This window comes from Glaciimonas sp. Gout2, from assembly GCF_035018905.1.
In the GTDB taxonomy this organism is placed as follows: Bacteria; Pseudomonadota; Gammaproteobacteria; order Burkholderiales; family Burkholderiaceae_D; genus Glaciimonas.
On sequence record NZ_JASJXA010000004.1, the window covers coordinates 1 to 23,629 of the forward strand.

Consider the following 23,629-nt stretch of genomic DNA (forward strand, 5'->3'; position numbering starts at 1 on the left):
GCGTGGGAGGGGGATTTGAATTTGATCCTGGGGGAAAACCAGACAAGCACGCGCAATCGTGTGGCAATGGTTATATCGCACGTTCATATGGAGAGGCTGCGGTAGGATATAACGCTGGACCATTTAGTTTTAAGAAGGGATGGACTGGGTATTCTGGAAATGCGTTTGTAGATAAAGTCAACGGTGAATTTATTGACTCTCCACCGAACGCGACATTGAACTTACAACCGAATTTTGGGCTTGGGGGAGGCGCTTCTATGAAATTCGAATTTGGCAGTTACTCTAACTGGAGATGAGTGTTGTTTTGAAATTAAATCGTTGGATTCGCATAGTTGCTGTGTGTGGAGCGATTGGTGTCGTCACTAATTTACTTGTATTTCTTCTTGTGACATTTTTATTTGCTGGCCCCAACGGAGATATATGGGTGAAATGGTATTTCGAATCCCACGATGGAGGCTATTTCCTTTTTGCCACGGTCTTGCTTGCCCTTCTTCCTGCGCCGTGGGTTCGGAGGCTGAAATAGCATTCTGATTACAGTTCGATCAGGTTGGGGCTTCATGGTGGGATTAAAACTTATGAGTATGTGGGTGGGAACCCGGTTTCGTATAGCGATCCGTTTGGGTTAAATCCGGTTGCTGGCGCTATTGGCGGTGCGGGAGTTGGCTCTGCGTTTGGACCGGTGGGTACGGTGGTTGGTGGTGTCGCTGGGGCGGGTGTTGGTGCTTGGGTCGGCTGGAATGTGGTTGGGTCGATGTTTAATCAAAATGGCCCTGACGATCCCATCGTCTATCCAGAGAATCCGACCGCCGCAGCCGAAAAATTTGATCGAATTCCACGATCGTCAGGAAGGCTTTGCCCAAGCGATAATTCTGTTTGGGAGCAAGATACTTCGAGTCACGGCGGGAGCAATGGAAGCGATGGGAAAGTAAAAGATCTTGGCAAAAAGGTCAGCGTTCCATCTTATTTTTGGTAAATATGGATAAGCACTTCTTCTCAAAAATTGCAGAACGATCATGACCTTTCCAACTTCTTCAGGCACGTTTAAAAGCGCCCTACTCTATACCGCCACAGCCCCCTAAAACGGGGAACTTACCAGCGAGCTTTATACAATATGCGTTTGATTAAAAAAATACCACTTTGGCAGATCATCATCCTGTTCATTGCTTCAATGCTTGTTTACCATAGAGCCCAAGCCCGCGATATTGCGCCTAAATATCTTTATGTTTCGGGATGGCTGAACGGCATTGATAATCGGCATTATGAAAGTGAAGCAGAAATTCAAGCAGCAATTAAAAAAGGTTGGGACGCTGGATTGGTGATAACAGGATTCCCTGTGGGTGATTCTCCCAGTAGCATTAACGGAATTCGAACTTTTCATCGCATTGACTACGTTTCCAATGATGGGTTTGCAAGCTGGACATCCGGCTATCAAATGACAGTAGAATGTGTTCAACCCATGCAGAGATGGAGCTCGCCAAATATGGAGCGTGTCGGCTGTTCTTCTAGAATGGAAAGCATAATTACCGATTCCAACCTGTGCAACGCCAAAAGCCCCGTGATCGCAGTTGGGAAGCCGATTTTCCCCGCATCGGGTGTGGAGCAAGCGACTGAGATAGATTATCAGGGAGACGGTACGAATGAATTGCACCTGACAAGAGTCTATCGCAGCGATACGCATAAGTGGGCGCATAACTATCAATTTACCGGTATTGATTACACTGCAATTTCCGCTGAAACCGATTTGCCGGATTCAACCTGTTTTTCTGGTATCGGTCAAACCACCGGCCATCTGCAATGCTTGCCTTATGCTAAATCCACAAAAGCTAATGATTTTTCAGTGCGTCGCGGGAATGACAGAGAAATTGCATTTGGGACCGAAACTGACCTGAGTCCACCGGCAGGTATCAACGATACTTTGACCAAGGTCCTCAACGCAGAGGGTGCTGTCGTTGGATATAGTGTCCATAACTCTGGAAACGATACGACTGAGCTTTACGATATGACCGGTCGTTTGCAAACCATCACGGCCCGCAACGGGAAAGTACAAACACTGACTTATTCGGATGCAAATACCCCGATTGATATCGCGTCCAAGCCTGGACTTCTGATACGCGTGACGGATGCATTTAATCGTCATCTTGATTTTATGTATGACCATTTGTCGCGGATGGTGGCCATGGTCGATCCCGCTGGTGAAAAATATGTCTATGGATACGACGAAGAAAGCGCCGTTGTTGTCAACGGGCAAGCGACCAACAATCTTACCTCAGTGACTTACCCAGACGGCAAGAAGCGAATCTATTGGTACAACGAGCAGGATAAAACGACCGGTGCAGATCTGCCTTTCGCTTTGACCGGCATTACCGATGAGAACGGTGTCCGATATGCGACGATGCATTACGCGGCCAATGAGCTGGCTATCGGTACCGAGCTTGCCGGTGGCGTGGATCAGTATAAGGTTTCCTATCCCGGTGTGGGAGTGCACGGCATCGTTGCCGATCCGGTGGGCACGGTACGCAATTATTATTATCAGAAGGCGGCGAATGTCGTGAAACTGTGGCGGGTTGGACAGCCTAGTGGTGCAGGTAGCGCAGCGGGTGAAACTGCTTATAAGTACGACGTCAACGGCAATCTGGCAAGCGAAACCGATTTAAACGGCCACAAAACAACCTATACCTATGATATGACTCGGAATCTGGAGTTGAGCAAAGTTGAGTCTACCGGCTCAGCGCTGGCGCGTACGACAACGACTGAATGGCACCCGATCTTTAGACTACCAACGCGTATCGTTGAGCCTGACCGGACGACGACCGTTGCCTACGATAGCGTCGGCAACGTCCTGACAAAAACGCTGCAACTTACGACCGCTGGCACTGGCAAGCAGGCCTCTAACGCGTCAATCGGCAAGGAATCTACGTGGCGCTACACTTACAATATGCTCGGCCAAATGTTAACGGCCACCGGTCCGCGTATTCGCATCAGTGATGTCATACGGTACAGTTACGACGATGCGGGCAATCTGGTTACTGTGACTGATCCCGATGGTCGTGTAACAAAGCTGTCGCACTATGACGCCAATGGTCGGATCGGAAAAATAGAGACATCACTTGGTCGCACGATGCGCTTATCTTATACATCGCGTGGCTGGTTGAGCGCTCGCATCGTGACGACAGATGGGGTTCAGGAATCCATCAACTACCATTACGACGGCGCGGGACAATTGCTGAAGGCCAACCTGTCCGGCGGCGACGCCATTACTTACGCATACGACGATGCCCATCGGATGATCGGCGCTACCGACAGTCGCGGCAACAACGTCAATTACGCTTTGGATAATCTTGGTAATCGCGTGGGGGAAGATATTCGGGGCAGTGCGGGCCACGTTCGTCAGACCGCACATGAATACGATGCACTCAGTCGTATTGCGCATCAGATTATTGGCCTGTAATGGTAGGACCAAAACAGCGGCTGTTTTGGTCCAGCATTTGTATGATCTGCAATGCGGCGAGTGCAAGAAGCGATTTCTGGCTCATCGCATTATTGATCTTGTACTCTTTACCGATTCATCACATTCAATCACCACACTCAAGCATCAGGATGAAAACTACGTCCAAGCGACACCGGTTGATTCAACAAAATAGTTTTGGGATCGCGGCAGATGATGACCAGTACGACGATTGTTGCTACGTAAGGCAGCATCGATAATATTTGTGACGGTACGCCCAAACCGAAACCTTGTGCGTAGAGTTGTAATACGGTGACGCCACCGAACAGATAGGCTCCGAACACGACGCGGAGAGGTTTCCATGTGCCGAATACGACGAGTGCCAACGCGATCCAGCCTTTGCCTGCGGTCATTCCTTCTACCCACATCGGGGTCTGCACAATCGATAAATACGCGCCTGCGATTCCGGCTGTTGCACCGCCGAACATGACGGCAAGATAGCGGATCAGGATCACTGGGTGACCGATGGCGTGTGCGACTTCTGGCGATTCACCGACGGCGCGCATTTTTAATCCGGCGTGACTTTTGGTGAGAAACCAATACACCGCGCCACACAGTACCAGCGACAAGTAGACCATGATGTCGTAATGGAACAAGAGCTGACCGATGACGGGCAAGTCTGACAGCAGCGGAATAGTAATGCCTTTCAGGCCTTGAATCGGGGTTCCAGCCAGATCGTGACCGACGAAAGCCGATAAGCCGATGCCGAATAGTGTCAAGGCGAGTCCGGTCGCCACTTGATTGGCTTGCATACTCAGCGTCAAAAAAGCAAAGATCAGCGACAGTAGGACGCCCGCTGCGGCGGCGGCGATGAAGCCAGCGGTTGCGCTGCCTGTCGTCAATGCCGCGGCGAAGCCAGCGACGGCGCCGACCAGCATCATGCCTTCGATACCGAGATTAAGAACGCCTGCTTTTTCGACGACGGTTTCGCCAATTGCGGCATAAATCAACGGCGTGGCGGCAATCACGGTACTGGTAATGATAGGAAGGATGGGGCTGGCGGGATTCATGCGGCTTCCTTGGTGACGACGAGCGGGGCTTGTTTGCGAGCAACCTTGATATTGATCAATCTGAAAGTAATGAACAGGTCGGCAGCCAGCAAGTAAAACAACAGCAGACCCTGAAACAGGCCGGTGATCGCTGATGGCAACGCCATTTGCATTTGTGCCGATTCGCCGCCAAGATATAACAGCGACATCAGCAGCGCGCCCAGCACGATACCGACCGGATGCAGACGCCCGATCCATGCGACGATGATGGCTGCAAAGCCATACCCCGGTGAGATTTGCGCCTGCAACTGACCGATTGGTCCAGCCACTTCACATAGTCCGGCGAGTCCGGCGGTAGCGCCGCTGATGAGTAGCGCGGTCCAGACGTTACGCTTATTCGAAAATCCGGCATAAGCAGCCGCTGCGGGGGCCAGACCAGCCACTTGCATGCGAAATCCGGCAAAGGTTTTACTGGAAAATAACCACGATGCGAGGGCTAGCACTAGTCCAAGGATAAAACCCCAATTGGTACGCGCACCTTCGATCAGCAGCGGAACCAGATGGGCGTCGCTAAATGATTTGGATTGCGGAAAATTAAAACCTTGAGGGTCGCGCCATGGACCGTGCACCAGATACGACAACAGCAATTGCGCAATATAGACCAACATCAGTGTGACCAGAATTTCACTGGTATTAAACCGATTGCGCAGGAACGCCGGGATCGCGGCCCATGCCATACCGCCAAGTGCGCCAGCCACAAACATCAGCGGCAATCCCCACATGGAGGTGCTGTCGCCCAGCCACAGTGCAACGCCACCACCGGCTATCGCGCCCATCGTCAGTTGACCTTCGGCACCGATGTTCCAGACATTGGCACGGAAACCTAAAGCGAGACCAAGAGCACACAATAATAAAGGTGTGGCTTTGAGCAGTAACTCACCGACGCCATATAGGGTGGCCAACGGTTTAATGAAAAAGACGTAAAACGCTTGTTGCGGGTCTTTGCCAAGTATCGTGAAGATGACGATACCGGTCAAGAGCATCGCCACCGCCGCTATCAGAGGTGAGGCGACCCGCATGATCGGCGACGGGGCCGCACGGCGTTCAAGTTTGAGCAAGATGGCTCTCCTGTTTGTTCGGTAAGGGTGAAGACGTGTTCGCATCAGCAGAGTGAGACGGCATTTCGTCAAATTGGCCGCTCATCCAGTTGCCGATTTGTTCGATGTTGGTGTCAGCCAATCGTACCGCTGGCGACAACCGACCTGCGGCCAGTACGCAAATACGGTCGCTGATGGTGAATAGTTCTTCCAGTTCTTCTGAGATGACGAGCAACGCCACGCCTTGCAGGCGCAGATCGATCAGGGCTTGCCGAATCAACTGCGCGGCGCCGACATCGACGCCCCATGTCGGTTGCGCGACGATCATCATTTTTGGGTTTAGCATGGTTTCACGTCCGACGATGAACTTTTGCAGATTACCACCGGAGAGGCTTGATGCTGCCGATTGTTCACCGCCGCATTTGACGCCGAAGCGGGTAATCACGTCTTTGGCAAACTGCCGGATTGCCGTATGTCGCATTAGACCTTTGCTTACCATGCCATGGCGAGCGCCGGTCAGCAGCGCGTTTTCTGCCAGACTCATGGCCGGGACTGCACCACGTCCGAGTCGTTCTTCCGGTACAAATGTCAGACCGAGTCGACGCCGCTGGGCCGGGTTAAGTTGGCCGACCTGTTCACCCATCAGTGTGATCATCGGACCGTGCGGGCTCAGGTTTTCGCCAGAGAGGGCAGCCAGTAATTCTTTTTGACCGTTGCCCGATACGCCCGCAATGCCGAGGATTTCACCGCTTTTGACCGCCAGACTGATATTTTTCAGCGTGGTGCCAAACGGATCGATGGTGGTAAGCGATAGCTTATCCAGCGCGAGCCGGACTTCGCCGGTGGCTTGCGGTGTCAGGTGACACTCAGCCAGTTCGCCGCCAATCATCATGCGCGCCAAACTATCGTTGGTTTCGTTCTTGGGGATGGCGGTGCCGCTGACGCGTCCACCGCGCAGGACGGTGGCGGTGTCACACAAGGCGCGAATCTCGTCGAGTTTATGGCTGATGTATAGAATGCTACAGCCTTCCGCTGCCAATTGTCGCAGGGTGGCAAATAAGACGACTACCGCTTGCGGTGTCAGTACCGAGGTTGGTTCGTCCATGATCAGAAGCTTCGGCTCTTGCAAAAGGCAGCGCACGATTTCTACGCGCTGGCGCTCTCCCACCGACATGCTGTGTACCAGTCGATGTGGATCGATGGGCAGGCCGTACTTTTCCGAGACTTCGGTAATCCGCGCAGCTAATTTTGCTGGCGGCATTTGCGCATCCAGTGCCAGCGCAATATTTTCAGCGACGGTCAGGGTTTCGAACAATGAAAAATGCTGGAATACCATGCCGATGCCCAGACGTCGCGCCTGAGAAGGACTGGCGATGTCCAGATAGCGACCTTCCCACAGAATACTGCCCGCGTCCGGCTTGGTGACGCCGTAGACGATTTTCATGAGCGTGCTTTTTCCTGCGCCATTCTCGCCAAGCAAGGCGTGAATCTCGCCAGGTCTTACGCTCAGGCTGATGTCGTCGTTGGCGACCACCGTCGGATATCGCTTGGTAATGCCGTTTAAGACAAGGCGCGGCGGCAGATCAGAATAAATCGGCAGGAGGTCCATGGAAGCGTCCGTAATATAGATTGAAAAGCGATAGATTAAAAAAAGATAAATTAAAAACAATTAAATTGAAAATGATAGATCGAAAACGGTAGATAAAAAAATCTAAATTTCAAACGTTTTACATTTAAAAGCGAAAATTAAATAGCGATTCGTAATAAGAAGGAAATGCAATTGTTGTGCCAGTTCTGCTGAGAATGCACGATGCGACTGGTTGGGGCGCAACCATCGGACACAAACCATTTCTGGCAATAATTGGTAACGGATTATGTGCTTTCCTAGAGCACGATGCGATCGATCTGGCATCTTTAAAAATATTTTGTCGACAAAAAACATCATTGATTGGATGCAATAATTTTAAATTTTGCGTAAATATTTCAGCTAAAACAAATTTTTTATTCCCCCTTTCTGCACCGCAACAGTGCATTTATGATTCTAAGAGCGCCAATTTAATGCAAATTATTGATGCGCTGCACCGATAGTCGTCATAAGTTTTTACATAAATAAGAATATTAATTATTTTCACCAGTGACTAGTAATTGTCAACAATTGGCATGAGAATTGCTGTGAATAAATCAAACGAATTTATGCATAGTTATTATTTATTTACAGCAAGTTTTACATAATCATCGTAATAGGGAGAAACGGGGCTCCTTAATTCCTTTTTTGTATTATTAATAATCTTGGAAAAAAAATGGCAAAGCAAGCAGCAATGAAAATGGGCAAGTTGGCGGTCAATGCATTAACGGTCGCAGCGGCGCTGGCAAGTGTTCAGCAAGTCAATGCAGCGGAGTGGAGCGATACGTCAATTGGGTATCGTTACGGTACGCAATTTGCTGAGCCATACGTCGGCAATGGCATTTCGAAGAACATCATCAATCTGACCCACGCAAGCGGTTATAAATACGGCACCAACTATTTCAACGTCGATTTGCTGCAATCCAATAGCAAGGATGCCAACGCACAAGAAGCCTATATCGTCTATCGCAACACGCTTGATATGGGCAAAGTCTTTAACAAAAACCTGTCCTTCGGTCCGGTTCGTGGTCTTGGCGTGACTGCCGGTTTTGACTGGAATACCAAAAATGATCCTGGCTATGCTTCCAAAAAACGTATGTTGGTCTTGGGACCTACGCTGATGATGGACGTACCGGGTTTTCTGAGCATCAGTTTGCTGTTGATTCAGGAAAGTAATCAACCAGTTGGCATCACCAGCCGTTATACCTACGATTTGCATCCCATGTTGAGCGCAGCATGGGGAATTCCTATTGCTTCAACTGGATTTGCATTTGAAGGTTATATGAACTACATCGCGGCCAAGGGTACCAATGAATTTGGTGGCGGCACGGCGCCAGAATTAAACATCGACGCCCAAGTCATGTATGACCTCGGCACACCTTTGGGAATGGGTAAAAACACACTACGCGCGGGTTTGGAATATCAATACTGGCGCAATAAATTCGGCAACCCAGCCAACGTACGCGGCTCTTTAGCAAAAACACCGATGGTGCGTGTCGAATACCATTTCTAAATAAGTGCAGAAACGTATTCTATAAATACGTTTCTGCGATCCTGAGAATTGGTCCTGCGATAGATTTTTAAGTCTGCCTGTGCAATTTTTTTTCGATTTTCTGCAAGTTACATTGCGGAAAATTGCATCCACGTAAAGGAGTTCAAGATGTTTCGATTACGCTCTACATTAGCGGCCATTGCGGCAGCTACCGGTTTGGTTTTGGGTGTGCTTCCGGTTGCGCACGCTGCTGAGCCGCTGAAAGTGGCTTTTGTGTATCTTGGCCCAGTCGGTGATGGTGGCTGGACATTCCAGCACGATCAGGGGCGTCGCGCTTTAGAAAAAGAATTCGGTAATAAAATCAAGACGACTTTCGTCGAAAACGTGCCAGAAACGGCAGATGCTGAGCGCGTGATTCGCCAATTGGCGGTTGACGGTAATCAGATGATCTTTACGACCTCTTTTGGCTACATGGACCCAACGATGAAGGTAGCAAAATCCTTCCCGAAGGTCCATTTCATGCATGCGACCGGTTACAAAACGGCAGCCAATGTCGGCACGTATCAGACTCGTTTCTATGAAGGCGCTTATCTGTTAGGCATGATCGCCGGAAAAATGACGAAGACCAATACATTGGGTTTCGTTGGTTCGTTCCCGGTCCCGGAAGTAGTGCGCAATATCAACGCTTATACATTGGGTGCAAAGAGCGTCAATCCTAAGATCAAGACCAAGGTTGTCTGGGTAAATACCTGGTATGACCCGGGCAAAGAGCGTCAAGCTGCAGAAACATTGGTAGCCCAAGGTGCGGACATGCTGGCACAAAATACCGACTCGCCAGCTGTTGTGCAGGTTGCCGAAGAGAAGGGTGTGCATGCATTTGGTTGGGATACTGATATGGCTAAATACGGCCCGAAAGCCCACCTGACCGCCAATACCGAAAACTGGGGCGTGTATTACATTCAGGAAGTCAAGCGCGAGCTGGCCGGAACGTGGAAACCAGAGCAAACGTTGTGGGGAATTAAAGAAAATCTGGTCGTTTTGTCGCCATTGAATGCGTCTGTTCCTGCGGATGTATCGAAACTATTCAACGACAAGAAAAAAGATATCGTGGATGGAAAATTGGTACCTTTTGCGGGACCGCTTAAAGATAATACCGGTGCTGTAAAAGTAGCCGCTGGCGCTGTATTGCCGATGGGTGAGTTGATGAGTATCAACTGGCTGGTTGACGGTGTAGAAGGTTCTTTACCTAAGTAAATATTGGCATTGCTCAATTGTATGCTCTTGGCATCTTAATGGGCTAAGAGCATGCTGATTTTTTGATCATGTTAAGCACTTATTTTTCCGCATTACTAGTGTGCCGATGCCTCTCCAAAATGTAGGGTAATATCGTCACTTATTTATTTCCTGTATTTAACTTTTTTAAGGGAAATAAGAACATTGTTGTCGCCAATTTAAGGCGATTGAATCAAAATATATTATTAAGAATGAACATAAACACTTCTTTGTGTCATTGCGATTAGACATAGAGTCGATGGAGTTCAATCACACATTTTTCATTTTTTAATCAAAACAAATTAATTCGATCACGGTCAAACACAGGATTATTGAATTTTTAAATGGTTGTCATCGACAAACGCTTTCGATATGGCTGTTTCCAACGCGATAAATATGAATAAACCAGTCAAACCCTTGCGCCTGGCAAGTGCCGCCGCCGCTAAACCGCAGGCCAATGCCGAAGAGCGTATTTACCACGATGTGTATGACGCCATCATGGAACATCGGTTGCCGCCTCGCACCAAACTGACCGAGCAGGTCTTGTGCCAGATTTACGATACGGCGCGTCATACTGTGCGCAAAGTACTGATCCGTCTGGAGACTGAAGGACTCGTCGAATTGGAGGCTAATCGTGGAGCCTTCATCGCCAGTCCGACCAGCGCAGAAGCAAAAGACATGTTTGAGTTACGCAATATCATTGAACACGCAACACTGGAAAAGGTCGCCCGGAGCGCGACCCCGAAGCAATTGGCGGCGCTGCGAAAGTGCGTTGACGATGAGCGGGCCGCCTATCTGAGCGGTGATCGCCCGCGCTGGATTCGGCTGTCGGCGCAATTTCATCTGGAATTGGCCGAGATCACCGATAACGCTATGCTGGTAGAGGTGCTGCGTAAACTGGTCTCGCGCACGACATTGCTAATCGCTAAGGTCGAAGCGCCGGGGCAAAATGCCTGTTCTTTTGACGAACACGAAAGCGTACTGGTTGCGTTGGAGAATGGCGATGCAGCACTGGCACAAGCGCAAATGGCCCACCATTTGCATAGTTGCGAAGAGCGCGTACAACCGGAACAATCTACCAATTTCGATTTGCGGGCAGCACTGGGAAAGCCTCTGTAAGTGGGTATCAGTAGTTGATTTAAGCGGCAATATCTGTTTGATGGTCGATTTCCCTGCGCTGAATCATCCGAATACTGCAACAGTATTGGTGTTGCGTTATTCAGTTAGTCAGACTTATTGCTGTTTCGCGAAAGTCTCGGATTTTCAAATTCGGATTTATTTTCGGGTAAATCGAAAAGGCCAGATTTACTGATCCAATTTTGATGGCAACAAATCATACAATTGGCAGATTTAAATCAAGTTCGTGAATTTATAGTAATCTCATCTTATTGATGAAAAGAAACTTTATCACTCCATCAAATTTATCGGCAAACCGAATCTGGAGCCGATCCCTTTAATACCTCTTAAGAATGGCTATCAGTCTGGAATTCAGGCAAATGATGGCCTGAGAATGCCTTTGTCCGCAGATTGATAACGGCATTCGCTTAATCAACAAACCAAGTTCTAAAGAAATCTCGGGATTGCGCCCGGGATTCTGCGTGGATAAAAGCTTTATGTCTCACTGAATATAGCGGTGCTTTGAGTTTTTAAAAATGGTAAACCGTAATCGTCGTCGACGCTCAAGCGCGTTGGGGTTGGGTGTATTAACACGTTACGTAATGGCAAAATAGGAGCTTCGCCGCCACTAACTATATTCAATTAAATATATTTAATTCAAGGACTTATGGAAAACCATCCCGGCAAGGCGTGCCGATCGAAGACGGCACCGAGTACCGCTAGGAAAGCGCAACGCCGCTAGGGCGATTTTTCATAAGTCCTTATTTTTCAAGGAAAAAAGAGTCATGATCAGCATAAATATTAACGGCAAGGATACGCAAATCGACGCGCCTGCCGACATGCCCTTGCTATGGGCGTTGCGCGATGTTGTCAACCTCACTGGTACCAAATTCGGTTGCGGGATGTCATTGTGCGGCGCTTGCACTGTTCATCTTGACGGCGCAGCGATCCGTTCTTGCGTGACCCCGATCTCTGCGGTAGCAGGAAAAAAAATCACCACCATCGAAGGCGTTGACATCGGTCACGTCGGTCAGGCGGTACAAGCAGCGTGGCGCAAGCTTGACGTGGTGCAATGTGGTTACTGTCAGTCCGGTCAGATCATGTCTGCGGTTTCATTGCTGAGTAAGAACAAACAACCAACGGATACGGATATTGATCAGGCCATGAGCGGCAATATTTGTCGTTGCGCTACCTACGTCCGCATTCGCGCCGCCATCCACGAAGCCGCTAAAACGCTGGCATAACAGGAGACCAGGATGAAATCTATTGATCGCGCTTTTCAGTCAGCTTCCCTCCAACTGGCATCGCCCGACGCCCAGAGTAACGATGATTTTGCCATCACTAATGTTAGTCGAGGTCTTAGTCGCGGTGTCAGCCGTCGACGCTTCATGCAAGCCTCCGGCGGTCTGGTATTGGGCTTGCATTTAGGTTCTTTGATGGCTGCCACCGGCACACAGGGAACCACCGCTGCGTTCGAACCGAATGCCTTTGTGCAGATCGGCAACGATGGCAGCATCACCATTCTGGCTAAACATCTGGAAATGGGACAAGGTATTTATACCGGTTTGGCAAGTCTGATTGCGGAAGAACTGGACGCAGACTGGAGCAAAGTCCACGTCGAAGGCGCACCAGCTGACGTCAAGCTTTATCAGAATCTGGGATGGGGTATTCAGGGTACTGGCGGCAGTAGTTCGATCGCCAACTCCTACGAGCAAATGCGTAAGGCCGGCGCGACAGCGCGTGCAATGCTGGTGTCAGCAGCGGCGGCCAAATGGAAAGTCGCGCCAGCCAGTATTACCGTCAGCAAGAGCGTGGTGCATCATGCCGCATCTGGTCGCAAAGCCGGTTTTGGAGAATTAGCGGCAGCGGCGGCGACACAGCCGGTCCCAACCGACGTCAAATTGAAAGCGCCGAAGGAATTCAAGTTAGTCGGCAACGCCAAATTGCCGCGCCTTGATAGCTTTGCCAAGACCAATGGCACCGCAATGTTTACGCAGGATATCAAGTTGCCCGGCATGTTGGTGGCGGTACCATTGCATCCGGTCCGCTTTGGAGCGACGGTTAAAAGCGTCAATGCAACCAAGGCCAAGGCCATTCCCGGTGTGGTCGAGGTGGTCCAGTTTGCAGGCACGGCGCGCAGCTTTGCCGGTGTCGCAGTGCTGGCAACCAATACCTGGGCCGCCCGCCAGGGACGCGATGCGCTCGAAGTAGAGTGGGATGAAACTCACGCTTATAAAAAAGGTTCGCCCGAAATTCTGACGCAGTATCGTGCTGCATTGGAAAAACCGGGTCTCGTTGCGCGCAAAGTTGGCGACGTTGACGCCGCATTGGTCAAGCCAGCGACCCTGATCGAAGCGGACTACGCAGTGCCGTTTCTTGCGCATGCCGCCATGGAACCGCTGAACTGTCTGGTACAGCTTGGTGAAAGCACTTGCGAGATATGGAACGGCGAACAATTTCAGACCATCGATCAGGGTTCAGTTGCCAAGTTTTTGAACATGCCAGCCGACAAGATCAAGATCAATCAGCTATATGCAGGCGGCAGTTTTGGTCGACGCGCCAATCCGCATAGCGACTATGTAGTGGAAGCAGTCTCCATCGCCAAGTCGGCACGCGCGCAAGGCGTCAAAGGACCGGTCAAAATGGTCTGGATGCGAGAAGACGATACGCGTGGTGGTTATTACCGACCGATCAATGTGCACCGTGCACGGCTGGCGCTGGACGCGCAAGGGCGCTTGTCGGCATGGCATGTAAGAATGGCCGGTCAATCAATCATGGAAGGTTCTGCGTTTGCGGGTGTGATCAAAGACGGTATTGATCCGACCTCAGTCGAAGGGCAAGCGGATCTGCCTTATGATGTGCCGAATCTTCAGGTTGAGCTATATACGCCGACGGATGTTGGCGTTCCGATACAATGGTTCCGTTCAGTCGGTCACACGCACAGTGCTTTTTCATCAGAAGGCCTGATGGATGAAGCAGCCGTTGCTGCCGGTAAAGATCCACTGGCGTTTCGACTGGCGATGTTAGCCAAACACCCGCGTCACAGCGGCGTGTTGCAATTGGCGGCGCGTCAGGCCGGATGGTCAAAACCATTAGCTCCGGGCGCAAAAGGTGAGCGTCGCGGTCGTGGATTGGCGGTGCACGAATCCTTCAATACATTCGTCGCTCAAGTCGCCGAAATCACCGTTAAGGCAGATGGAACTTTCAAGGTTGATCGTATTATTTGCGCGGTCGATTGCGGTGTTGCAGTGAATCCCGACGTCATCAAGGCGCAGATAGAAGGTGGTATCGGCTTTGGTCTGGCCGCTGCCTTGCATGGCGCGATCACACTCAAGGACGGGGTGGTTGAGCAATCCAATTTCCACAACTATCAGGTTTTACGCATCAATGAGATGCCTAAAATTGAGGTGTTTATTGTGGGTTCAACTGAAAAGCCAAGCGGTGTCGGTGAACCGGGTGTGCCGCCGGTAGCGCCAGCGGTCGTCAATGCAATCTTCAATGCCATGGGAAAACGTCTGCGGACGTTACCAATCGCGGATCAATTGACAAAGGCTTGATCATCTTGAGGTAATGATTTATCTTGACGGCTGATGTGCAAAAGTAGAATTATCTGGGAATGTGATTGTCAGGTAATAAGGAAGATTGAGTCGGTGGCGATGCTGCCGATTCATGCATTACCAGTCTTTCGTGCCTGTTTGCATATAAGTTTTTTTGATGACGTTCATACAAACTGAATTACATAAACTTTAAAGGCGGTTGCGGTTATATTTGAATTTGTTTTTGACTTACCCCGACATTGTCAGCGCCAATGTCGGGGTAAGTCAAATTCAAAGACAACCGCACCAGCACTAACCTTGATGGTGAATGTGATTTGGTTTGCATTTACCTCATTTACAATCTTTAATAAACACCCTGATAGTCCAGTGTTGTAAAACAACCGCGCAACCCGCTAGTCGCCGCTAGTTTATATTGAATCCTTGAATCAGCACCCTTTAACCGGCCACTGCATCTTTTCGAATTTCTAACGGAGGCGTGCCCTCCTTAAATAACTGGCTAATCTGGCCCCGTAACTCAGGCGAATCCTCATGACCATGCACGCTGACGGCATGCTGGACCGCTGCTTCTAACAGTTCTTTATCATTGTCCGCCGACATCGCTACCGAGCAGTTTGAGTCGCTTGGATATTCGCGGCAATCGATGTATTTACGTGTCATGGTGAACTCCTTTAACGAGGGTCAAATAGCCGCATCGCGCTCGACTACAGCACTTACGGCCCCACCGCAATTGCCTGCCAGAATCCGAGTGCAAAACGGTCCGAGTGGTCACGATTTAACACTGAACTATCTGCTGACAATGTGCGTGATGCTTAGTTGGATGAGGTTTTAGATCACGGATAGCTTCTCAGGGCCTCGCTTCCAATATTAAGTTGAACGGCGTCTCGGTGGCACGACGGAAATGACGGAATCCACCTTTGACGACAACGTCTTTTAAGCGCTTTTCTCCGGCTTGCGCACCGAGACCCATTTGACCGTCCTGCGATAGCGATGCGGGCGTGCAAATCAAAGTCGATGCAGCGTAGAAAATGCGCCCGACCGGATTAAGATTATCTTCTGTTCTATCATTCGCAAACGGTTCCACAATCATCCATGTGCCATCCGGTTTGAGTGATTGACGGACGTGCTCGGCGGCACCGATTGGATCTCCCATGTCGTGCAAACAATCGAAAAAAGTCACCAGTTCGTAGTCGCGCCCAGGAAAATCTTTTGCGGCAGCTACTTCAAATCTGACTCTATCGGTAACCTCGGCTTTTTCTGCAGCGCGACGGGCATACTGAATGGATGGCTCATGGTAATCAAAGCCGACAAAGGTGGATTGGGGATAAGCTTGCGCCATCAATATCGTTGAGGAGCCATGCCCACAACCGACATCTGCAACTGATGCACCGGCTTTTAGTTTTGCATCCACGCCGTCCAGCGCCGGTATCCATGTACTGATCAGATTGGCTGCATAACCGGGACGGAAAAAACGTTCGGTTCCGTGGAAAAGTGCATGACTATGCTGATGCCAGCCTACGCCTTTACCTGTCCGAAAGGCTTCTTCGATTAACGGTAAATCATTAAACATAGATTCGCAAACCTGAAAGAACCCAGGAATGAAGACAGGGCTGGTCTCGTCAGCGAAACAGAGTGCCTGTTCAGCGGGTAGTTCATACGTTTGGCTAGATGATTGGTACTCAACGAACCCGGCTGCGGCCTGTGCTGATAACCATTCGCGCAGATAGCGCTCGGTCATGCCGGTGCGCGTGGCAAGCTCGGAGGAAGTCATGGGACCGCGCCCTGCCATTGCCTGGTACAAACCAAGTTTGTCACCGAGCAATATCAGCGCCGCTGATGCGACGGCGCCGAACTCGCCCACCATGCGCCCCATAAAAGTCTGAAGTCGTTCTTGATCGACTGCCATGATGCGCCTCCTCATTATCAGTCAAAATATAATTTGGTCGCCGCGCAAGTGCAGAGTTGGTGTGGGTAAACTACGCCCAACTGGCGCAGTACTATTAAATTTTAGGAATCAAAGTTGTGTTTGTCAACGCCGAAATCAGGCGTTTATTTATTTTATTTATAGGTAATGGTTCAGCTGACAGCGATCTAAGATAAGTGCCCACGCCATCGAGATTTCTATGCAGATGTGTGCATTGTGGCATTAGCCAGAAAACGGCTGGTATCGGTCAACCGCGTATAAAGAAGTTAGTATCAGAGGCCGTCAATGTAATGTTAATGCGATGGAAAAGCGTCTGCGGGCGCTGCCAATTGTGAATCAATCGACGTCTAAAGCACTGTAGTTGACGCCAGCGGCTACAGAACTGAATCCGATTGCAGATACAACGGAAAGAAAGATAAAACAGGCCGCGTCAGGCAGGTCGCAGAATTTGCACTTTCCACTATTTCTGATTTTTTGCGCTAGTTGAGAGTGCAGAGTGAAGAGAGGCGGGACCAAATCTGCTGCAGCCTTATAAACCAAAGCTGCAGCAATCCAGCGGATTTGGCATTCTACGTCTGGAAAATATTATTCAACCTTTTCGCCAATGGCGCGAAACATCGCCAGCATCTGATCTGTGTATCCTTTTTTATCGAGGTTCAGATCATTACTAACTTTGGCGATCACCAGATTTTTCTTTGGGTCGACATAGATAAATTGGCCCTTTAATCCGACCGCTATAAAGTCCTCTTTCCCATCTTTTGGCACCCACCACATATAGCCGTAACCGATGATGGTATTAGGTGAATCGGCACTTTTGTCCTGCGCGGGGTTGGCACGACCGCCTTCGGCGGTTAAGCATGGCTCGTCAGGAGTGATCGCCTTATCCTCATATTTTCCGCAGCGATAGTCAGTAGGGGTTGTTGATTCTTTCACCCAAGCCGCAGGCACAATTTGTACACCGCCAATTTTTCCTTGATTTGCGTAAATTTTTCCGAAGCGGGCGAAGTCGCGTAGCGTCATGTTGGTACAGCAAAAACCCATCTCAAGACCATGACGGTCAGTTTCTAATGTGGCGATACTTTCCATGCCCGCTGGTGTCCACAATTTTTCTTGCATGTAGTCACTCATCGACATACCCGTCGCACCGCGTAGCACGGTTGCCAATGCCGCAGGATCCATACCGATGTAATGCCAGTATGTGCCAGGCACAAAATTTTCAATATGTCCACGTCCTGCGATGTAGCCATCCAGCGTATTAGGAGGCCATCCAAGATAAGTGATCATCCATTTATAGTCTGCGTCAAAGCCATAGCCTTCGTTAAATTTTATCCCGCTCGACATTTGTAGCAAATGGCGCAACGAGACGTCTTTGTAACTCGAAGAGGCTAATACGGGCGCGTATTGTGCCACGCTATCGTCAATCGATCGGATAGTGCCATCATGCAAGGCAATACCAACCATCGCAGACGTGATCGATTTATTGATCGAGTAGGATGGGAAGAGCGTTTTCTGGGTGCTATTTCCGAAATACTCCTCATGCAATACCTGATCTTGCTTGAGCACGAGCAAACCAAGTGTCGCTGTATCAGTTAGCGTATCGGTGACGGTGAGTGACTTACCTTCAGAAACGTAGGTAATATTTTCCAGTGATAGTTTTTTGTCTGACGTCTTTAACTCAGAAATATGATCAGAAAGATTGGAAATTGTTTTGGTCTTCCACTTAACTGGCAGTTGTTTTTCACTTATGGGTGCTTGAATTTCAGGGGCTTTAGTCATGGAATAGGCAGTTGTGCCCATCAATAGCGCGACTGAAAATAGGAGTAATTTGATATTAATTTTGTTCACTTAAACTTCTCGAATGGTTGCAAAAAATGTTGATAAAAACGCCTGATACAATTTGGGCGTTACACTTTTTGGGGTTGGTGAGAATACAGCGAAAATTCTTCAAGAAAGACCAATAACTCGAGCGATTTAAGTAATTGGAACGGTAAGCAAAAGGCCGTTACTGTTTTGGCATTCCTATTCCATTCCTTGCCAAATCTCAGCCACGCCGCCATCGGCTATCTCTTCTCAATTTTTGAGGGGATTGGCTTCTCACTGAAGTGCATCGAGAACGTTCATCAATAACGCGTAAAACGACTTATGAAGTAGAAGATAGGATCTTCAGTATATATTTGACAATGCAGGGACTGTGACTGCCAGTATATTGGCAACGCGCTCGACTTCAGTGCTGAACGAGTTCGTGCGGGATAGATACTAAAGTGCGCCATCCTTCAGATTGCTCATCCGCAGCGATGGCCACTTCCCACTCGCGCTCAGCTCCCCCACCAGGCGTGCAATTAATTGCGCGACTGCCCGTTTCGCATTAGTCGCAGGAATGTTGTTCGAGGTACAAATTCCCAAGGTGCGCGAGATTTGGGTCGGATCGATACGTTTGGCTTTCAGTCTTCCCTGCGTTACTTCTTGCTGCACTAGTGCCAGCGGCATGATGGTATTGCCCTGACCGGCTTCAACTGCGATTTTCAGAATGTGCACCGAGTTGATTTCGGCAAACAAGGACGGCATTTGCATGTCTAGTCTGACCGCCGTTTCTTCGATGATGCTGCGGATACAGTGGCTGTGTTGCAAGCCCGACAGCATCAATTGCCCGGAAAGCGCTTCTTGCAGTGACACGTCACCTTCTTCGCATGTTGTGGACTTCGGGCCTTTGGCGGGCTTGACCAGATAAAAATCCTCTTGCGCGATCGGTGAGAAAGAAAAGCCCTGCAACTGGATGTTAGACGTAAAGACAGCCAGATCAACGCGCCCTTGCCACAGTTGTTCCAGCAGATTGCCGGTTAGTTCCTCATTAATATGCAGGGACACGTTGGGTAAATGCGCCTGCACCGCGTTAATCAGCGGTAACGCCAGCGCTGCCGAGACACTTTGCGGTACACCCATGACGACATTACCGACGATTGCTTCGCTCGAAAAATGGACAGCTTCACGGGCATCTCCTATCTGTTTCAGAATAGCTTGTCCGTATTCGTAGAACACCTTGCCGCTTTCGGTCGGAAACACGCCACTGCGACTGCGATGCAACAATTTGACGTCGAGGTCGATTTCCAGATCCGAGATTTGTTTGCTAAGGGCGGATTGCGCCACGAACAAGCGTCGGGCTGCACGCGAGACGCTGCCACTGTCGACCACGGCGAGGAAATATTTGATTTGCCTGATTTCCAACTAAGTTGTCTCCGCTGCCGACACCGACATAATGTTGATGGCTAATTATTTGTTACATTGCTAACGCTCTGTGTCGCTTATGTCACTCTTGTGTCGCTCTCATGTCACTCTAATGCCATCCTGCTTATGCCATGCCTTAATGGCATTCAGTTCGCAGCCATCTGGAAACGAGAACGCAGGATATGCAATCGATATTACCACTGGCGCTTGTTTCCACAGTAACCTGATTTCCAATTCATACTTACCAGAAGCCTAGCCTTAGAACCGCCAGAGTTCGGCTCTGCAACATAACGGAGATGCACCATGACAGCCATGCCAAAAATTGCGCCTTTGAGCGCTCGAATTCTTCCCGTGCCATTTTGCGAAGCGATGACCGTCTTGCTTGGCGCGCGATTTACACTCTCGCTGCCCGTGCGCGAACACCACGGCAAGGACGAATCGCCGTTCGGGATCATCGCCCCGGACGCCGTAGCCTTTGTCAAGACCACGGAAGAGGCGGCGGCCGTTATGCGGTTGTGCCACGAACACCGTGTTCCGCTGATTCCATTTGGCGCAGGAACGTCGATTGAAGGACATGTTCTGGCACCGCACGGCGGTCTCAGTCTTGACCTTAGCGGTATGAACGCCGTGGTTGCAGTGCATGCCGATGATTTGACGGTGACCGTGCAGGCGGGTGTTTTGCGGAAGCAATTGAACGAAGAAATCAAACATACCGGCCTGTTCTTCCCGATTGATCCGGGCGCTGATGCCTCCATTGGCGGTATGTGCGCCACGCGCGCGTCGGGTACCAATGCGGTGCGATACCAGACCATGCGGGAGAATGTGCTGGCCCTGACCGTGGTGACGCCCGAGGGTAAGATTATCCATACCGGAACAAGGGCCAAAAAATCCTCGGCTGGTTACGATCTGACCCGTGTGTATATCGGCAGTGAAGGCACGCTGGGCATCATCACCGAGATCACGCTGCGCGTTTATCCGCAGCCGGAAGCGATTTCGGCCGCGATATGCGCTTTTCCTACGATTGCGGATGCGGTGCAGACGGTGATCGAAACGATCCAGATGGGCGTGCCGATTGCGCGGGTCGAGTTCGTCGATGCGTTGTCGATTAAGGCGATTAACCGGCACGACAAACTCGAATTGGCAGAAATGCCGACACTTTTTTTCGAATTCCACGGTAGCGAAAATGGCGTCAAGGAACAGGCCGAGACTGTTCAGCAGATTGCTGCAGAACACGGCGGCCATCAGTTCGAATGGGCAACGCAACCTGAAGATCGCAAGAAGCTATGGAACGCACGGCATAACGCCTACTTTGCTGCGTTACAACTCAAGCCTGGTTGTCAGGCTGTGGTCACTGACGTTTGCGTACCGATTTCGCGTCTGGCTGAATGTGTGATGGCGACGGATGTGGATTTGCAGGCCTCATCGCTCCCTTGCCCGATCGTGGGCCATGTGGGTGACGGCAACTTCCACGTCATTATCCTGATTGATCCGAATAAGCCGGAAGAGCGGATAGAAGCAGAGCGCATCAACGCCAATATCGTTGAGCGCGCTCTTGCCGTGGGTGGCACTTGTACTGGCGAACACGGAATCGGCATGCACAAAATGGATTTTCTAAAAACCGAGCACGGTGACGATGCGTTAGATGTGATGCGTGCGATCAAGCGCGCGCTGGACCCACTGAATTTGATGAATCCCGGCAAAATATTTGAACTGAAGTAATGTTCAGGCGGCAAAGATCAGCGATTGCCAAGGGGCGAACGAGGATTCATTCCTCTTTGGTCAATGCCGATTTCAACGGAAAACTGCGTTAGCAGAATAAGAATAGATTTTTTGGAAGGTAGTTCACGGCAGCTTTTTAACGTTAATTTCGCAGCTTTAAAATAACACACTATTAAAACCGGTTCAAACCGGATAAACAAGTCGGAGACAAAAAATGAATGACACCACTGCCGAGGGCGTGCGATTTAACGCGTCGACTGGCATCGACCAAATATACAAAAAAAATTAGCTTGCGCCTGATCCCGTTTCTTTTATTCTGCTACATCCTGTCGTATCTGGATCGCGTCAACATCGGTTTCGCCAAACTGCAGATGCTCGGCGAGCTGCATTTTACCGATGCTGTGTATGGACTTGGTGCCGGTGTATTCTTCATCGGCTATTTTTTCTTTGAAGTACCCAGCAATATCATCATGCATAAAGTCGGCCCACGACGTTGGCTGGCGCGTATTTTAGTGACTTGGGGCCTTCTGTCGGCGGCGATGATGTTCGTTCAGGGTGCTACCTCATTTTATGTTTTGCGCTTTTTGCTGGGCGTGGCCGAAGCGGGCTTTTTCCCGGGCATCATTTATTACCTCACCCGCTGGTATCCAGCTGACCGACGCGGACGTGCTACATCGTTATTCCTGTTGGCTCTTCCTTTATCCGGTCTGATCGGTGGTCCGCTGTCTGGTTGGATTTTGCGCGATACCCACGGTATCGGGGGACTTTCAGGATGGCAATGGATGTTTTTGATCGAAGGCCTTCCTACCGTGATTGCAGGATTTTTTCTGTTTCGCTATCTGGATGACAACGTTGCAGATGCCAAGTGGCTTACCGAATTAGAAAAACGCGAAGTCATCGCCCTCATGCAAAAAGAAGAAGCGACTAAGACCCATTCGGGCACAGGCAAGGCTTTTGGGAGTGCCCGTACCTGGTTGCTAAGCCTGATTTATTTTCTGTTCGTGTTCTCTCTGTACGGTATTAGCTTCTGGTTGCCAACCATCATCAAGGCCGCTGGCGTAAAAGACGCGCTCGACATTGGCCTGCTCAGCGCATTGCCATGGGCGGCTGGTGTAATACCTATGTTATTGATCGCCCGCAGCGCGGATCGCCGTGGTGAGCGGCGCTGGCACATCTTCGTCCCGGCCGTCATCGGAACCATCGGATTTATCATCAGCGTGAAGTTTAGCGCCAACGTACCGATCGCTTTAATGGGCATGTCGATTGCAACAATGGGGATCTTAAGCGTGCTGCCGATTTTCTGGAGTCTGCCGACTGCCTATCTTGGCGGCGCGGGTGCGTCGGCCGGGATTGCGTTGATCAACTCATTCGGTAATCTGTCTGGCTTTGTCGGGCCGACGCTGATAGGTTGGGTCAAAGGGATTACCGGTACGCTCGACAGCGGCGTTTATATGCTTGCCGGATGCTTGTTTTTGGGCGGTTTGTTGACGCTGTTCACGGCATCAAAATAGTGCAATCCCAACTTCACTATCAGCAAGGCGGCACTATCATCAATACCGCATTGCGTTCAGGCGTTCATTAAAGCGGCGGTGCATTTCTCATCAAAACGGTTTTCAGTGCAAAGCTCGATTTGATATGCGCCACGCCCGGAATACGGGTAAGGGTGTTGGTCAAGAATGCTTGGTAATTGTGCAAATCCTTGACCACCACGCGTAACAGATAATCTGCATCGCCCGTCATCAGGAAGCAACTCATTACTTCCGGCACCAGCGCAATTCTCTCTTCAAAATGGTTCAGCGCTTCAAGCGCCTGTTTGTCCATAGCGACTGACACAAATACCACCAATCCCCCGCCTAGTCTTGTCTCATCCAATCGGGCTATATAGCCCTGAATATAGCCTCTTTCTTCCAGCAAACGCACGCGGCGTAAAGTCGGTGTTAGAGACAAACCAATTGCATCGGCCAACTCGCGCCAGCTAATTCGCCCATCATTTGCCAGAATATTGAGTATTTTGACGTCGAATTTGTCTATTTTCATTTTTATTGAACTATTAAATGTCACTTTGTTAGTCGAAACACTTTAATAACTACAGTTAACGTAGTCCTTTTTGGTCCC

19 protein-coding genes are annotated in these 23,629 nt (G+C 50.0%); 11 read left to right on the forward strand and 8 right to left on the reverse strand.

The window, feature by feature from the left end:
* The 3 genes from QN379_RS04580 to QN379_RS04590 all read left to right on the forward strand — a co-directional run.
* A partial coding sequence (locus QN379_RS04580; RefSeq protein ID WP_323506121.1) for a hypothetical protein occupies nucleotides 1-296 on the forward strand: 296 nt, incomplete at its 5' end.
* 287 nt (nucleotides 297-583) lie between these two features.
* Nucleotides 584-973: a hypothetical protein gene (locus QN379_RS04585; protein ID WP_323506122.1), complete on the forward strand. Its 390-nt coding sequence runs from the start codon at nucleotides 584-586 to the stop codon at nucleotides 971-973.
* Nucleotides 974-1,507: 534 nt separating this feature from the next.
* A complete protein-coding gene (locus QN379_RS04590) occupies nucleotides 1,508-3,448 on the forward strand; it encodes a hypothetical protein (protein WP_323506123.1) in 1,941 nt (646 codons plus the stop codon).
* Nucleotides 3,449-3,585: 137 nt separating this feature from the next.
* Here QN379_RS04590 and QN379_RS04595 read toward each other — a convergent pair whose 3' ends face one another.
* Genes QN379_RS04595 through QN379_RS04605 form a run of 3 tightly spaced genes read right to left on the reverse strand, consistent with a single transcriptional unit; the run spans nucleotide 3,586 to nucleotide 7,200 of the window.
* Nucleotides 3,586-4,515 carry an ABC transporter permease gene (locus tag QN379_RS04595; protein ID WP_322234046.1) on the reverse strand — a complete coding sequence of 310 codons (930 nt, stop codon included), beginning with the start codon at nucleotides 4,513-4,515 and terminating at the stop codon, nucleotides 3,586-3,588.
* A complete protein-coding gene (locus tag QN379_RS04600; RefSeq protein ID WP_322240297.1) occupies nucleotides 4,512-5,573 on the reverse strand; it encodes an ABC transporter permease in 1,062 nt (353 codons plus the stop codon). The genes QN379_RS04595 and QN379_RS04600 overlap by 4 nt, the downstream gene beginning before the upstream one ends.
* Nucleotides 5,574-5,598: 25 nt before the next feature.
* Nucleotides 5,599-7,200 (reverse strand): ABC transporter ATP-binding protein, encoded by a 1,602-nt coding sequence (locus QN379_RS04605; protein ID WP_323506124.1) that lies wholly within the window; start codon nucleotides 7,198-7,200, stop codon nucleotides 5,599-5,601.
* A 176-nt stretch (nucleotides 7,201-7,376) separates the two neighbouring features.
* Between QN379_RS04605 and QN379_RS04610 the strand changes: the two genes are divergently transcribed.
* From QN379_RS04610 to QN379_RS04635, 6 genes are all read left to right on the forward strand, one after another.
* Nucleotides 7,377-7,679, forward strand: a complete 303-nt coding sequence (locus tag QN379_RS04610; RefSeq protein WP_322234039.1) for a hypothetical protein — start codon at nucleotides 7,377-7,379, stop codon at nucleotides 7,677-7,679.
* 212 nt (nucleotides 7,680-7,891) lie between these two features.
* Nucleotides 7,892-8,728 (forward strand): outer envelope protein, encoded by an 837-nt coding sequence (locus QN379_RS04615; RefSeq protein WP_322234036.1) that lies wholly within the window; start codon nucleotides 7,892-7,894, stop codon nucleotides 8,726-8,728.
* A gap of 147 nt (nucleotides 8,729-8,875) precedes the next feature.
* Nucleotides 8,876-9,961 (forward strand): BMP family ABC transporter substrate-binding protein, encoded by a 1,086-nt coding sequence (locus QN379_RS04620; RefSeq protein WP_322234033.1) that lies wholly within the window; start codon nucleotides 8,876-8,878, stop codon nucleotides 9,959-9,961.
* Between the two features lie 414 nt (nucleotides 9,962-10,375).
* A complete protein-coding gene (locus tag QN379_RS04625; RefSeq protein ID WP_323506125.1) occupies nucleotides 10,376-11,098 on the forward strand; it encodes a GntR family transcriptional regulator in 723 nt (240 codons plus the stop codon).
* Nucleotides 11,099-11,880: 782 nt separating this feature from the next.
* Nucleotides 11,881-12,339, forward strand: coding sequence for a (2Fe-2S)-binding protein (locus tag QN379_RS04630; RefSeq protein ID WP_322234028.1), 459 nt, complete (start codon nucleotides 11,881-11,883; stop codon nucleotides 12,337-12,339).
* 144 nt (nucleotides 12,340-12,483) lie between these two features.
* Entirely contained in the window at nucleotides 12,484-14,652 is a 2,169-nt protein-coding gene (locus tag QN379_RS04635; RefSeq protein ID WP_322240295.1) for a xanthine dehydrogenase family protein molybdopterin-binding subunit, read from the forward strand.
* Between the two features lie 435 nt (nucleotides 14,653-15,087).
* Here QN379_RS04635 and QN379_RS04640 read toward each other — a convergent pair whose 3' ends face one another.
* The 4 genes from QN379_RS04640 to QN379_RS04655 all read right to left on the reverse strand — a co-directional run bounded on the left by QN379_RS04640 (nucleotide 15,088) and on the right by QN379_RS04655 (nucleotide 19,795).
* Nucleotides 15,088-15,309, reverse strand: a complete 222-nt coding sequence (locus QN379_RS04640) for a DUF1059 domain-containing protein (RefSeq protein ID WP_323506126.1) — start codon at nucleotides 15,307-15,309, stop codon at nucleotides 15,088-15,090.
* A gap of 187 nt (nucleotides 15,310-15,496) precedes the next feature.
* A complete protein-coding gene (locus QN379_RS04645; protein ID WP_323506127.1) occupies nucleotides 15,497-16,555 on the reverse strand; it encodes a class I SAM-dependent methyltransferase in 1,059 nt (352 codons plus the stop codon).
* Nucleotides 16,556-17,158: 603 nt separating this feature from the next.
* A complete protein-coding gene (locus tag QN379_RS04650; RefSeq protein WP_323506128.1) occupies nucleotides 17,159-18,418 on the reverse strand; it encodes a serine hydrolase in 1,260 nt (419 codons plus the stop codon).
* Between the two features lie 411 nt (nucleotides 18,419-18,829).
* Complete coding sequence (locus QN379_RS04655) at nucleotides 18,830-19,795, reverse strand: LysR family transcriptional regulator (protein WP_323506129.1); 966 nt, start codon at nucleotides 19,793-19,795, stop codon at nucleotides 18,830-18,832.
* Nucleotides 19,796-20,098: 303 nt separating this feature from the next.
* Between QN379_RS04655 and QN379_RS04660 the strand changes: the two genes are divergently transcribed.
* Both QN379_RS04660 and QN379_RS04665 read left to right on the forward strand, forming a co-directional pair.
* Nucleotides 20,099-21,514, forward strand: coding sequence for an FAD-linked oxidase C-terminal domain-containing protein (locus QN379_RS04660; RefSeq protein ID WP_323506130.1), 1,416 nt, complete (start codon nucleotides 20,099-20,101; stop codon nucleotides 21,512-21,514).
* 218 nt (nucleotides 21,515-21,732) lie between these two features.
* Complete coding sequence (locus QN379_RS04665; protein WP_323506131.1) at nucleotides 21,733-23,025, forward strand: MFS transporter; 1,293 nt, start codon at nucleotides 21,733-21,735, stop codon at nucleotides 23,023-23,025.
* A gap of 67 nt (nucleotides 23,026-23,092) precedes the next feature.
* Here QN379_RS04665 and QN379_RS04670 read toward each other — a convergent pair whose 3' ends face one another.
* Nucleotides 23,093-23,551, reverse strand: coding sequence for an Lrp/AsnC family transcriptional regulator (locus QN379_RS04670; protein ID WP_322234012.1), 459 nt, complete (start codon nucleotides 23,549-23,551; stop codon nucleotides 23,093-23,095).
* Nucleotides 23,552-23,629 lie beyond the last annotated feature (78 nt).